This is a genomic window from Mucilaginibacter rivuli, assembly GCF_019391655.1.
In the GTDB taxonomy this organism is placed as follows: Bacteria; Bacteroidota; Bacteroidia; order Sphingobacteriales; family Sphingobacteriaceae; genus Mucilaginibacter; species Mucilaginibacter rivuli.
The window spans coordinates 135,555-149,555 of the sequence record NZ_JAHXPQ010000007.1 but is presented as its reverse complement, the minus strand read 5'-3'; the positions used below and the strand labels follow the sequence as shown (position 1 = coordinate 149,555).

Annotated in this window: 10 protein-coding genes; 5 read left to right on the top strand and 5 right to left on the bottom strand. The window is 42.5% G+C overall.

Going from position 1 to position 14,001, the window contains the following annotated elements; translation table 11 throughout:
* Window positions 1-84: 84 nt before the first annotated feature.
* Window positions 85-1,266: an acyl-CoA dehydrogenase family protein gene (locus KXQ82_RS16545; RefSeq protein ID WP_219489565.1), complete on the top strand. Its 1,182-nt coding sequence runs from the start codon at window positions 85-87 to the stop codon at window positions 1,264-1,266.
* Between the two features lie 97 nt (window positions 1,267-1,363).
* Window positions 1,364-3,490, top strand: coding sequence for a tetratricopeptide repeat-containing sensor histidine kinase (locus tag KXQ82_RS16540; protein WP_219489564.1), 2,127 nt, complete (start codon window positions 1,364-1,366; stop codon window positions 3,488-3,490).
* 87 nt (window positions 3,491-3,577) lie between these two features.
* Here KXQ82_RS16540 and KXQ82_RS16535 read toward each other — a convergent pair whose 3' ends face one another.
* Window positions 3,578-4,207 (bottom strand): PXPV repeat protein, encoded by a 630-nt coding sequence (locus KXQ82_RS16535; protein ID WP_219489563.1) that lies wholly within the window; start codon window positions 4,205-4,207, stop codon window positions 3,578-3,580.
* Between the two features lie 217 nt (window positions 4,208-4,424).
* Window positions 4,425-4,886 (bottom strand): hypothetical protein, encoded by a 462-nt coding sequence (locus KXQ82_RS16530; RefSeq protein ID WP_219489562.1) that lies wholly within the window; start codon window positions 4,884-4,886, stop codon window positions 4,425-4,427.
* Between the two features lie 125 nt (window positions 4,887-5,011).
* On the opposite strand from KXQ82_RS16530, the gene KXQ82_RS16525 reads away from it, so the two are divergent.
* Window positions 5,012-6,949, top strand: a complete 1,938-nt coding sequence (locus KXQ82_RS16525; protein ID WP_219489561.1) for a heparinase II/III domain-containing protein — start codon at window positions 5,012-5,014, stop codon at window positions 6,947-6,949.
* 30 nt (window positions 6,950-6,979) lie between these two features.
* Here the strand turns inward: KXQ82_RS16525 and KXQ82_RS16520 are convergent, their stop codons facing one another.
* On the bottom strand, window positions 6,980-7,561 hold the full coding sequence (locus tag KXQ82_RS16520) for an STM3941 family protein (protein ID WP_219489560.1): 582 nt from the start codon (window positions 7,559-7,561) through the stop codon (window positions 6,980-6,982).
* Window positions 7,562-7,582: 21 nt separating this feature from the next.
* Complete coding sequence (recQ, locus tag KXQ82_RS16515; RefSeq protein ID WP_219489691.1) at window positions 7,583-9,778, bottom strand: DNA helicase RecQ; 2,196 nt, start codon at window positions 9,776-9,778, stop codon at window positions 7,583-7,585.
* A 244-nt stretch (window positions 9,779-10,022) separates the two neighbouring features.
* On the opposite strand from recQ, the gene KXQ82_RS16510 reads away from it, so the two are divergent.
* Window positions 10,023-11,108, top strand: coding sequence for a mannose-1-phosphate guanylyltransferase (locus KXQ82_RS16510; protein WP_219489559.1), 1,086 nt, complete (start codon window positions 10,023-10,025; stop codon window positions 11,106-11,108).
* 109 nt (window positions 11,109-11,217) lie between these two features.
* On the opposite strand, the gene rlmB is transcribed toward KXQ82_RS16510, so the two are convergent.
* Entirely contained in the window at window positions 11,218-11,979 is a 762-nt protein-coding gene (gene rlmB / locus KXQ82_RS16505) for a 23S rRNA (guanosine(2251)-2'-O)-methyltransferase RlmB (protein WP_255563691.1), read from the bottom strand.
* Window positions 11,980-12,283: 304 nt separating this feature from the next.
* On the opposite strand from rlmB, the gene dnaB reads away from it, so the two are divergent.
* Window positions 12,284-13,858 (top strand): replicative DNA helicase, encoded by a 1,575-nt coding sequence (gene dnaB, locus KXQ82_RS16500; RefSeq protein ID WP_219489558.1) that lies wholly within the window; start codon window positions 12,284-12,286, stop codon window positions 13,856-13,858.
* Window positions 13,859-14,001: the final 143 nt, after the last annotated feature.

Genomic DNA, 14,001 nt, shown 5'->3' with positions numbered 1-14,001 from the left:
TACACAGAGAAAAGACCATTTGCATATACGCACATTTACTCATTTGCACATTAAATATTAGCTTTGTATATAACATTAAGCCCCATGCCTAAAACCGACCTGTACCAAAGTCCTGATTATTATTTATTGGATGAATTGTTAAGCGAAGAGCATTTGCTGATACGTGCTACGGTGAGGGATTGGGTAAAGCGGGAGGTTAGCCCGATAATTGAAGAGCACGCTCAAAATGCTACCTTCCCTAAGCAACTGATAAAGGGCCTGGGTGAGATAGGCGCTTTTGGTCCTACGATACCTGTTGAGTATGGTGGCGCAGGGTTGGATTACACCGCATACGGCATTATGATGCAGGAAATAGAGCGGGGCGACTCGGGCATACGATCTACAGCTTCGGTACAGGGCTCGCTGGTAATGTACCCTATTTACGCATATGGCAGCGAGGAGCAGCGCAAAAAGTACCTGCCTAAACTGGCCACCGGCGAGTTGATGGGTTGCTTTGGTTTAACCGAACCTGACCATGGATCGGATCCGGGTGGCATGACCACTAACTTTACAGACATGGGCGACCATTACCTGCTGAACGGCGCCAAAATGTGGATATCCAACGCTCCCTTTGCGGATATCGCGGTAGTGTGGGCAAAGAATGAAGAAGGCAAGATACATGGCCTTATTGTGGAGCGGGGTATGGAAGGTTTTACTACGCCCGAAACACATAATAAATGGTCGTTACGGGCATCGGCAACGGGCGAGTTGGTTTTTGATCAGGTAAAGGTCCCGAAAGAAAATCTGCTGCCCAATGTATCAGGCTTAAAAGGACCATTGGGTTGTTTAAACCAGGCGCGTTATGGCATAACATGGGGTGCTTTGGGCGCGGCTATGGATTGTTATGATACGGCTTTGCGTTACACCAAAGAGCGCAAGCAATTTGGCAAGCCTATAGCGGGCTTTCAGCTACAGCAAAAAAAGCTGGCCGAAATGATCACCGAAATTACCAAAGCGCAATTACTGGTATGGCGTTTAGGGGTATTGAAAAGCGAAAACCGCGCAACGGCGGCGCAAATATCAATGGCAAAGCGCAACAGCGTAGAAACAGCCATTACCATAGCGCGCGAAGCCAGGCAAATGCTCGGAGGCATGGGCATTACCGGCGAATACCCGATAATGAGGCACATGGCTAATTTGGAATCGGTAATTACGTATGAAGGTACACACGATATACATTTACTGATCACCGGAATGGATATTACCGGCGAAAACGCCTTTAAGTAATTTCAAAGTCAGATTTAGCCGATCCCTATTATTTATCCTGTTAAATTGACAGAATACCATCAAAGCATGCTATTTTTTTTATATTTGGTAAATAAACATGCCTAAGCTAAAATTACGAAGTGTTTTGCCCGTAAAAAAAGCAACCCGTGCTTTTTATGGCATGGCTGTATTTATTGTTTTGCTTTTATTGCCCTCATGTAACTCAAACGTAAACGAAGGTGCATCCCCAGCTCAATTCAAAAAAACACTGGATTCGGCAACCCGGATATTTTACATCAAAGATCATAATGAGGCATTACATATTATTGATTCGGCTGTTGCAAAAAACCCGAAAATAAGCATTGCCGATCAGTTTGACGTGTATATGATGCATTGCGACCACTACGTTAATGTAGTGAATGATTACGAAAAAGGAGGACTTTATGCCGACAGCATGCTCAATTTATTGGAAACTACCGGGCATGCTAAAAACTATCCCAAGCAATTGGGTATTGCCTATTTTTCGTTAGGAGATGTAGCGTTCAAAAAGCAAAAATTTGTTGAAGCCTACCAATATTATTATAAAGGCAAATTAACCGCCCGCAATAACCTGAATAACTGCACCCTTGCCGATTACAGTTACCGCCTGGGTATGGTTATATACAAGCAAGAGCATTATGACTTAGCAGCTAACTACTTTAAACAAAGCTTTCAAGAATCGGCAGGTTGCGAGAAAAATTTCCCATCCTTTTATCGCCAGCAGGAATTATTGGATAATGCCGCTTTGAGTTATTATAAAGCCGGACTTGTAGACAGCGCTAAGATGTTTTACCAAAAAGCGCTGAATTTTATTGATACCGAAGGCAAAAAGTATCCTGAAAAAAGCACCTCGGCAGAGGTAGCGCGTGGCGTAGTTTATGGAAACATGGCACAACTATACATAGCCGAAAAAGATTATAAAATTGCTGTCGAATTACTTAAAAAGAGCTATATCATAAACCTTAAAAAAGGCAATGATAACCGGGATGCCGAGCTTACAGAATTAAAGCTGGCTCATATTTACGTTACCCAAAATAACATTGATTCATTGTATTTGCTACTGCAAAATATAGGAAAGCAATTGGATACTGTTAAAAACGCTGATGCTGAAGTTGACTGGAACCATTTAATGGCCAATTATTACCAAAGCAAAAACAAGTTAAAAGAGTCAATCGGGCATTTTAACAGGTACGCTACTTTAAAGGATTCGGTAGATAAATCAAAACAAAAACTACTCGAAATTGATGTAAGTCACCAGTTTAAAGATTTTGAGAACCAAAGTACCATTGCAAAGTTAAAATCAGACAACGGTATGCAATTGATCTACCTATCGGTTGCTATTGTTATTGCCGCCATGGCCCTGATCATTGTTTTACTGATATTATCCAACTGGCGAAAAACGCGCAGGAACGTATCTGTATTAAGCGATCTGAATAAAAAGATACACGAGCAGAATGAAAGCCTGCAAAGAGCATTTTTAAACCTCGAACTGAACGATAAGGAAAAAGACAGGATATTACGCGCCGTAGCGCATGATTTGCGTAACCCTATTGCCGGTATAGCATCGTTAACGGCATTGATGCTGATGGAAGAGGAATTGCACAACGATCAAAAAGAATTATTGCAGCTTATTAAAACCACTACTACTAACTCATTGGAACTGATAAGGGAGATACTGGAAGCTACAGGCGCAGTTACGGTTAAAGATATCCAGAAAGAAGATATTGATATTAACACCCTGGTAAGCAACAGTATTGAACTATTACGCTTTAAGGCCGCTGAAAAGGAGCAGAAAATAGTTTTTGAACCCTTGCCTGATCCTGAGATACTATCATTAAGCCGCGAAAAAATGTGGCGGGTGATCAGTAACCTCATCAGTAACTCGATCAAATTCAGTCAGCAGGGTACAGATATTGTTGTTAAGGTTACACACCGCAACGCTGATGTTTTGATCTCGGTAGCAGATAGCGGCATTGGCATACCCGATGAGCTTAAACACTCGGTATTTAATATGTTTACTCAAGCTAAAAGGCCGGGCACCATTGGCGAGCCTTCATTTGGCCTGGGCCTGTCTATCTCTAAACAAATTATTGAAAGCCACGGCGGCGAGATATGGTTTGAAAGCGTTGCCAACAAGGGTACTACGTTTTATATATTGCTGAAGGAATCATCAAAGAAACCGGGGGCCGAATTGTTGCATCAATAAAAAAGCCGCCCCAGACTTGCTCCGGAACGGCTTCGTAAACAACAACAATCAAAACTAACAACACTAAATCACTAACACTAAACTATCTTATATACCGTGGCTATCGCGCCCAAAATGGTTACCACGGTTATTATTTTGCTGGTTACCCTGTTGCGGCCCGCGGTTATTGTTACCTCCATTTTGTTGGTATTGGCCCTGGCCCCTGTTATCACGGTTACCATTGTTTTGTTGATAATCACGATGGTCATTATCCCTCCTATCATCCCTTTGGTACTGGTTGCGGTAATCCCTGTCGCGGTTTGCATACATCCTTTCGCGGTCGTAAGCGCGGTTCCAGTCGCGGTTAGCTACACCACCAAAACGCTGGCGGTAAACATCGTTACGTAAATATGGCCTTGCTTCGCGCACTTCAAAACGGCGGGCGCGGCTGATATCATAATCGCGGTAAGCACCGGGTAAGTAAGCAGCCGATACCCAGGTACGGCCGTCGTTATAATAATAACAGTGGCGGCTTACCGAGTAATAGGCTTCAACATCGGGCAGGTAATAATAATCTACATCGTTGTAAACCGGAGCAGGTTCGTGGTAAACAGGAGCCGGTGCATAAACTACCGGGCTACCTAAGTTGATGTGTAAACCTACGTGGATCTGTGCGCTTGCCGATTGATACATCAAACTGCTTGCTGCTATGGCTGATAATAAAATTAACTTTTTCATTTTTCTTAGTATTTGTATGTAAGACGAGGTCAATTTGATATAGTTTAATTTTAAAGATTATTATATTGTAATAAATAGATTACAAAGAATATAATTCTTTAATTTATGAATTATAAAGAATTACAACTCAAAACATTAAATAGATTTGGTAAAGAGTAGAATTTAATTGCCTTTTTTGAGATTTGACAGAATAAATGAGAATTTGGGAAGATACGGGCTATTGTTTTTCACTGAATGGCCTCATGTAAACAGTTGGCGTACCCTTTACGTAATACTGCCATAAAACAGCCCCACTGCTTATGATGATGATATTTTTCATGATGTACTGGCCCAGCAGGGTAAAGTCATAAGGCAGGTGCATAAATGTTTGGTGCGGAAAGAAAACGAAAGGCGTAAAAGTAAGGCACATATGCGCGAACATGAGGATGAGTGTAAATTTCATGTATCTGCGCAAAATGAGCATAGTGCCTAATACGCATTCCCAAACTGCAAGAGCGCTTATGGCTATACGGTCGGGCAACAAACCGAATGTTAGCTGGTGTATGGTTTGCGATGCCACCTGCTCTGCCGGGCTAAGGCCGAAGAAGAACTTTAACACCCCAAACCACAGGTAAATGATACCGATGCTAATGCTCAGTATTTTGAAAGGGTTTAGTGTATTTTGTTTGATCTCGGTCATATCATTCGGCAGATATCTTTTGGAGGCATTTTATTGGCAATGGTTTAATTTGACAATGATTGAATGAGTGATTTATTGAATGATTGATTGTTTTGACTATTATTGTTTACCATTATACACCTGCCATGAAATATGTTCTAAAACATATCGCCTTCCCGATATTAATTATTGGTTGCCTTTCCGCGAAAGCGCAATTGATCCATCGCGAGCTGTTGCAAAAGACATCAGCGGATTTGAGCCAATCGCTTATCCCGCAAGGTAAGTTTAAGCCTTTTCCGCAAACGCCGGATGGCTGGAAGCAGTTATTACCTGATACGGTGATCGCTAATATCATCCGCAGGGGCGAATTGGCTTTAAAAAAGGAGTTTAAAAATATCCCGGCAACGGTAATGCTCGATTTTGTACGAAACGGCAATCGTACCAATTATGAAAAATTGTCTTTCGAGAAACGAAACCAGTTATGGGACCTGGTAATGGCCGAAGCGGTTGAAGGAAAAGACCGTTTTGTTGACCAGATAATAAATGGCATATGGTCGGTAAGCGAAGAGAGTTTTTGGGGGATAAGCGCGCATGTTGGCGCACAAAAGGCAGGGCCCGGTTTACCGGATGTGGAAGACCCGATTGTTGACCTGTTTGCTGCCGAAACCGGGGCCATAATGGCATGGACAGATTACTTTGTTGGCCCGCAATTGGATAAAGCATCAAAACTGGTAAGGCCGCGTATCAGTTACGAACTTAACCGCAGGATATTTACACCGATGCTTACCGCCAAATACGGCTGGATGGGTGGAGGCAAGCCCGAAGCCAAATTAAACAACTGGGCGCCATGGATATGCAGCAACTATATTACCGCCGCCTTATTAATGGAAAAAGACGAAACCAAACGCACAGCCGACCTAACCCGTGCCATTAAAATATTGGACCAATACATGGATGGCCTTGGCGTTGATGGCGGCTGCGAAGAAGGCCCAAGTTATTGGGGCGCTGCGGGTGGCTGTGTTTATGATGCCTTGAACTTATTATATGATGCAACAAGCGGCAAAGTAAGTATATATAAAGAGCCCTTTATACAAAAAATGGGAAGCTATATTTATAAAACCCACATAGCGGGCAATTACTTTATCAATGTAGCCGATGCCCACCCTACCCTACAGCCCGATGGCCTGATGATGTACCGTTTTGGTAAAGATATTGGTTACCAGCCTATGATGGAGTTTGGCAGCTGGGCCTATCATTCCTTTAATACTGAAGGTGGATATGAGCAGTTCCGGCGGACAAGGGTATTGTATAACCTGGCAGCGATAAAGGCCTGCGCCACGGCTACTGCAAAAGAAAGCCCCGTACCCGATGCCTGGTACAGCGATGTACAACTGATGGTATCGCGCTCAAACAACGGGTTGTTTGTGTCATCACATGGAGGTACTAATGGCGAAAGCCATAACCACAATGATGTTGGCGATTTTATAGTGTATGCCGATGGATACCCTGTTATTATTGATGTAGGTTCAGGAACGTATACGGCGCGTACTTTTGGTAAGGATAGGTATAAACTTTGGTTCAACACATCGGCATACCATAACCTGCCCGTTATTAATGGCAAAGAGCAGGGTGTGGGTTTGCAGTTTGAAGCAACGGGCGTTAACTACCAGCAGGCAAAAAACATATCGAACTTAACTTTGGATATTGCCAAAGCATACCCCGCCGATGCGGGGCTTAAAAGCTGGACACGAGTAATTAAAATGGATAAGACCAACGGTATAGAGGTTGATGATACCTACGCGATGGAAGTACCTTTAAACAGTTTAACACAATCATTCATGTCTGTTTGTGATGTTGATACGGCAACACCCGGAAGGATAGCTTTTAACCTGCCTGATAACAGCAAAGTTTATCTGGATTATGATGCGGCGATGTGGAGCGTTAGCAAAGAAAAAATGGAACTTGTTTCGCCAGAAGACCAGGGTTTAAAACATAGCTGGGACGGAAAGACGATATGGCGGGTGTTGCTGACTTGTAAGACTAAGGATGTGGCTAAGACTGTAAAGTATTTGGTGCATAAGTAAAGGGATCAAATACGCCGGAGTTGAAAAAACTTAATCCTTGTCGCTATTTCCTGTTTTATAATTTTCAAACCGCTCGCTCATAAGTATAAAAAGATCCTGATGGTTTGTTTTGAGGCCATTGGTTGAGATATGGATGGGCGAGCCGTAGCTTTTGGCGTTGGCTTCAAGCAGTTTTCTTTTCAGGGTGTTTGTTTCCTTCGTGATGTATTTCCCGGGCTTGGTTAGCCCTATGGTTACAAAGTGTTGCCTGGATGTTGCTGTTGCCTGGATTGTCCGTTCATATATTTGCGAAATATCAGACCAGGGAATCAGCCCAAATTTAAATATGCTGGTGTTATCATAAATACCTTCCTCGTTAATAACAAGGCCCGGGTTATTGTCGAACAATTTTCTGGAGAAATAATAGCTACCCAGCACACCCATTATTATCGCACCGTAAGACGCGAATATTTTAACCACCGGGTTATTGAATACCGGGTTACTAATCTGTGGATCTTTTATCACCATCCAAAGGCCGATAATCAAAAATATGATGCTAAACAGCAAAAGCTTCGCCAGCTTGGTTTTACTCAAAGGGATCTCGATCCTGGTGTTCTCTATCATATCGGGCATTAATGATAAATAGCTTTTTCTTTAGTTCCCCAACTCGCTCATAAACTTTATGCGCATTAGCTGCACTTCTTCGCGGGTGTAATCATTGGGGCCAAGTTCGGCTAAAGCGTCGTCTATCGAGTCAATCTCGGCACTGCGGAAGTAATCAAAAACTTCTTCCTGCTTATCTTCATCTATCACCTCATCAATATAATAATTGAGGTTTAATTTGGTACCCGAGTTTACTATTGATTCCACCTCGCGGATGATATCCTCATAACTTAAGCCTTTGGATGCCGCTATATCTTCGAGCGACAAGTGGCGATCTATGTTCTGGATGATATACACCTTCATGGCCGATTTATTGGCCGCGCTCTTTATCACCATATCTATCGGGCGGTCAATATCGTTCTCCTCCACGTACTTACCGATCAAGTCGATAAACTGCGCGCCAAACTTCATAGCTTTACCGGCTCCAACACCCGAAATTTGTTTCAGCTCATCGATAGAAATTGGATAATGCGTACACATTTCCTCTAATGACGGATCCTGAAAAATAACAAAAGGGGGCAGGTTTTTTTGCTTGGCTATCTTTTTACGCAGATCCTTCAGCATGTTGAGCAATTGGGTATCTAATGCACCCGTGCCGCCTTTGCCATCGCTATCGCTGTCGTCACTATCATCTGTTGAGCCCATTGGCCTGTTCAGTACATATTTTAACGTGTAAGGATTCTCAATAAAGGCGTTGCCTGATTTTGTTAAATGAAGCAGCCCGTAATGATCAATATCCTTTGCTACAAAATTATTGAGCAATGCCTGGCGCATTAATGAGTTCCAAAGTATTTCGCCTTCTTCTTTGCCCGAGCCAAACTCAGGCAGCAGGTGGTGCTCATAATTATGTATCTGCGGGTTATCAACCCCCATTAATACACTGATAATGTGATGGTCGTCAAACTTTTCACCCATCTTTTTCATCAGGCTCAACACCTTATGTAAAGGCCCTTCGGCATCAAAATGCTGCTTCTGTGCGGCACAGTTATCGCACATGCAGTTACAGCCTGCCTCGTTAAAGTTTTCGCCAAAGTAATGGAGTATTTGCTTGCGCCTGCACACTGCCGACTCAGCATAATCAATTACCTCTTTTAATATCTGTGTACCGATCTCGCGTTCTGCTACCGGCTTATCTTTCATAAACTTTTGCAGCTTATCAATATCCTTTTCAGAATAAAATGACAGGCAATAGCCCTCGCCCCCATCCCGGCCGGCACGGCCGGTTTCCTGGTAATAACCTTCCATGCTTTTTGGCATATCGTGGTGTATTACGTAACGAACATCGGGTTTATCAATACCCATACCAAAGGCTATGGTAGCTACAATAACGTCCACATCTTCCATCAGGAATTTATCCTGCGTATCGGCACGTACTTTGGCATCTAAACCTGCATGATAAGGTAATGCCTTTACACCATTCAGGTTCAACGCTTCGGCCACCTCTTCAACCTTTTTACGGCTCAAACAATAGATAATGCCAGATTTACCCTGGTGCTGTTTAACAAACCTTACCAGCTCTTTTAAAACATTACGCTTGGCCCGCACCTCGTAATACAAATTACCACGGTTAAATGATGATTTATAGATGGTAGCATTATTCATCTGCAGGTTTTTTTGAATATCCTGCTGAACTTTGGGGGTTGCTGTTGCTGTTAAAGCGATGATGGGGATATTTTCGCCGATATTACTGATCACCTGGCGTATTTTTCGGTACTCGGGCCTGAAATCATGACCCCACTCTGATATACAGTGCGCCTCATCAACCGCTACGAACGATACATTATTTAAACGTAAAAAATCAATATTCTCTTGCTTTGTTAATGATTCCGGCGCTACATATAGTAGTTTGGTTTTACCTTCCATCACATCTTCTTTAACCTTTGTGATCTCGGATTTATTGAGCGAAGAGTTTAAAAAGTGAGCTATACTATCAGAGCCCCCAAACGCGCGGAGCTGATCTACCTGGTTTTTCATTAAGGCGATAAGCGGCGAAATAACGATGGCCATACCATCTGTCATTAATGCCGGCAATTGGTAACACATTGACTTACCACCGCCTGTTGGCATAATAACAAAGGTATCGTTACCTGATAAAATATTGGTTATAATGGCTTCCTGCTCGCCCTTGAAGTTATCGAACCCAAAAAAATTCTGAAGATTATCGAAAAGTGACTTCTTCGTCTCTATCATTATGCTAAAATTATTCGAACTGCATGTAAAAATTAAACATCAAAATAACAAAAAAAATTAAAGAAATTGCATTAAAACTTTAATTCCTTAGATAGATATGATAATTAAAGTATAATGTACGAATAATTATTTAAAAAAGTACATAAACATTCAATTTATTTTTTCGTTTAGGATATGGCTTGTTTCAATTTATTTCGTCATTTTCACAGCGGGAATAATTACCATAACAACATCAACAAAAATGAACCGTAATAATTACGCCATTATAATGGCTGGCGGCATTGGAAGCCGCTTTTGGCCCATCAGCAGAACATCACATCCAAAGCAATTTATAGATATTTTAGGCACCGGAAAAACACTTATCCAACAAACTTACGATCGCTTTTTAAAGGTTTGCCCTAAAGAAAACATTTATGTTGTTACCAACGAGATATACACCGACCTGGTAAAAAAACAATTACCCGATATGGCCGATGGCCAGATATTAACTGAACCGGTAATGCGCAATACCGCGCCATGCGTTGCATACGGCTGTTTTAAAATTGAAAGCTTAAACCCTGATGCGGCCATTGTTATTGCTCCATCTGACCATTTGATCCTTGATGAACCTGCTTTTGTAAGTACCATAGAGAAATCACTCGAAGCGGCAACACAACATAGCTGCCTGGTTACCCTGGGTATTATGCCATCAAGGCCTGATACAGGTTACGGATATATACAATACACGGATAACATTTTAAACGGCGAGTTTCATAAAGTAAAAACCTTTACAGAGAAACCGACACTGGAGATTGCCAAAACTTTTATCCAAAGCGGCGACTTTTTATGGAACGCGGGGATATTTGTATGGAGCGTTAAAGCAATACTATCGGCATACAAAAAATACCTGCCTGAGATCACTGAGATTTTCGAAGAGGCTAAACCGGTTTACAATACTGATAAAGAAAAAAGCTATATCCACAGCGCTTACCAGCAGTGTACCAACATTTCTATTGATTACGGTATTATGGAAAAGGCCGATAACGTATACGTAATACCATCAGAATTTGGATGGAGCGACCTGGGTACCTGGGCATCCATATATCAGCTTGCCGAAAAAGATGAGCACGATAACGCCCTGATACCGCAAGACAGGATCATCACTTACGATTCATCAAACAATATGGTGAGTGTGCCCGAAGGTAAACTGGTTATTATTAAAGGACTGCACGATTTTATCGTAGTAGAATCAAACAATACCTTAATGATAAGCCCGCGCAGCGAAGAGCAGGGCGTTAAGCAAGTTGTTGCTGATGTGAAGCAGAAATTTGGAACGAAGTATATTTAGAGCAAAGTCTTGAGCCGAGAGTCTTGAGTCTTTTTAATAAAAAAGGAGTGTCAAAATTGACGCTCCTTTTTACTTTATAAGAGATAACTATTGACTAACGACTTTCGACTCAAGACTGTCTTTGGCGAATAGCCTCATACAAAATAACACCTGTAGATACCGATACATTCAACGATCCTATTTCGCCGAACATAGGGATCTTGGCCAAGTGATCTGATATACGGATCAATTCATTGGCAATACCTTCATCTTCCGAACCCATAATAATTGCTGTTGGGGCAGTATAATCGGGTACGTAGATCAGATCATTTGTTTTTTCGGTACAGCAAACCAGCTGCAAGCCCGATGATTGCAGGAATTTGGCGGTTTGTAGCAAGCTGCTTTCGCGGCAAACGGGGATATTGTATAATGCTCCTGCTGATGTTTTGATGGCATCGGCATTGATTTGCGCCGAGCCTTTTGCAGGCACAACAATAGCATGTACACCTGCACACTCGGCGGTACGGGCAATGGCGCCTATGTTACGCACATCTGTAATGCCATCCAAAATGAGTATCAGCGGTGTTTCGCCTTTTTCAAATACCATCGGGATGATGTCTTCTATCTTATAATAAGTAATGGGCGAAATGATGGCGATAACGCCCTGGTGGTTTTTGGCGGTAACGCGGTTCAGCTTTTCTACAGGTACTTGTTGCGACTCAATTTTATACTCTGCAAGAATACCTTTGAACTCTGCAGATAAGGGGCTGCTTAAACCACGTTGTATGAGAAGAGACTCAATTTCTTTACCGGCAATGATAGCTTCCATTACTGCACGGATGCCAAATACCATTTGGTTGTTTTCGCGCGGTGCTCTTTTTTCAAATCCCATATTTCCCTGATGAATAAGTCAGCGAAATTAGTCATATTAATTGATTTGGCATCTATTTTTATCAAAGTCGAAACGCATTTTATAAAAGTAATTCACAGCAAAATACTTTGTTAACAAGGCATTAAAAGGCTGGCTATCAATACCGATTTATTTTTATACACAGCTTATTAACAATGGGTGTTGATGACCAACTGGTCTAAAAATATCGTTTTCAAGGATTTCCATTTTCATAAAATGAGCTATGTTAATGAATATCAATGCAGGCATAGTAATACCAATTCTATTTTGTATATTTTTGTTCAGTATGACTTTTGAGAACGAGAACCCAACCGGAAAGACCGGATTTACAAGCGACAAACGCAGTAGATTTAGCAGTAACCCCATTAGTGGCTTGGGTAAGTTGCCCCCACAGGCTATTGATTTAGAAGAGGCCGTTTTAGGTGCTTTAATGCTGGAGAAAGATGCACTTTCTTCGGTTATAGATATTTTAAAACCAGAGGTTTTTTATCGCGATAGCCACCAGAAAATCTTCCAGGCTATCCGCATCTTATTCGAGAAAACGTCACCGGTTGATATTTTAACTGTTACCGCCCAGTTACGTTTACAAGGAGAACTGGAAATGATAGGCGGCGCGTATTACATTACCGAGCTCACCAACCGCGTAGCATCGGCAGCTAATATTGAGTACCACTCGCGTATCATCATTCAAAAGTATTTACAGCGCGAGCTGATCCGCATATCAACAGAGGTAATTAACAGTGCTTACGAAGATACGACAGATGTGCTTGACCTGCTGGACAAAGCCGAAAAAAACCTGTTCGATATAGCCCAGAATAACCTTCGCCGTGATTCGCGGATGATGGACGACATTTTACGTGAATCGTTAAAAGACATTGAGGCTTTGCGCGAAAAGAAAGACGGCTTAACGGGTGTGGCATCCGGCTTTACCGATCTTGACCGCATGACCTCGGGCTGGCAAAAATCCGATCTTGTGATCATTGCTGCGCGCCCTGCAATGGGTAAAACAGCCTTTGTATTGACCTGTGCCCGTAATGCCGCTGTCGATTTTAATAAGCCCGTAGTGGTATTCTCGCTCGAAATGTCCTCAGTTCAGTTGGTTAACCGTTTAATATCCGGCGAAACCGAAATTGAACAGGAAAAAATACGTAAAGGCCGTTTGGAAGAATGGGAATGGAAACAGATACATACCCAAATAGGCCGCCTGGAGCAGGCTCCCTTAATTATTGACGATACCCCCGCCCTTAATATATTTGAGTTCAGGGCCAAATGCCGCCGTTTAAAAGCGCAGCATGATATCCAGCTCATCATTATCGATTACCTGCAGCTGATGCATGGTAAAGGCGCTGATGGTAAAGGTGGTAACCGTGAGCAGGAAATTGGTAGCATATCGCGGGCGCTAAAATCGGTAGCTAAAGAGTTAAATGTACCTGTTATAGCGCTATCGCAATTAAGCCGGGCTGTTGAGAGCAGGCCGGGTGGTTCAAAAAGGCCAATGCTATCCGATTTGCGTGAATCGGGATCGATTGAGCAGGATGCGGATATGGTACTCTTTTTATACCGCCCTGAATACTATGGTTTGGAGTTTGACGAAGACAACAACCCAACCCAGGGTGTAGGTGAAGTAATTATTGCCAAACACCGTAACGGCGAAACCGGGCGCGTACGATTGAAATTCGTAGGTAAATATGTGAAGTTCCAGGATCTGGATGGCGGTATGGATGCATTCCCTGCCCCGGGTGGCGGTGCAGGCGCCAGTCCGTTTGCAGGTTTAGCCCCATCGCAGGATTTTGAGAAACCGAGCAATTTCATCATCCGACCGTCAAAGATGAACGATATTGATGAGGAGCCGCCTTTTTAAAGGTTCCGTTATATCTTCCAACGCGTCATTGCGAAGCAGGAAACAATCCTCGATTGGCAGGTTTGCGATATGCATAATTTGAATGAATAGTTTAGGATTGCTTCGTTCCTCTCAATGACGGAATCACTATAACAAAAAAGGGT

Coding starts and splice junctions, on each gene's coding strand:
- dnaB (WP_219489558.1), top strand. CDS start 12,284: ATGACTTTTGAGAACGAGAACCCAACCGGAAAGACCGGATTTACAAGC.
- KXQ82_RS16545 (WP_219489565.1), top strand. CDS start 85: ATGCCTAAAACCGACCTGTACCAAAGTCCTGATTATTATTTATTGGAT.
- KXQ82_RS16530 (WP_219489562.1), bottom strand. CDS start 4,886: ATGACCGAGATCAAACAAAATACACTAAACCCTTTCAAAATACTGAGC.
- KXQ82_RS16535 (WP_219489563.1), bottom strand. CDS start 4,207: ATGAAAAAGTTAATTTTATTATCAGCCATAGCAGCAAGCAGTTTGATG.
- KXQ82_RS16525 (WP_219489561.1), top strand. CDS start 5,012: ATGAAATATGTTCTAAAACATATCGCCTTCCCGATATTAATTATTGGT.
- KXQ82_RS16520 (WP_219489560.1), bottom strand. CDS start 7,561: ATGCCCGATATGATAGAGAACACCAGGATCGAGATCCCTTTGAGTAAA.
- KXQ82_RS16510 (WP_219489559.1), top strand. CDS start 10,023: ATGAACCGTAATAATTACGCCATTATAATGGCTGGCGGCATTGGAAGC.
- rlmB (WP_255563691.1), bottom strand. CDS start 11,979: ATGGGATTTGAAAAAAGAGCACCGCGCGAAAACAACCAAATGGTATTT.
- KXQ82_RS16540 (WP_219489564.1), top strand. CDS start 1,364: ATGCCTAAGCTAAAATTACGAAGTGTTTTGCCCGTAAAAAAAGCAACC.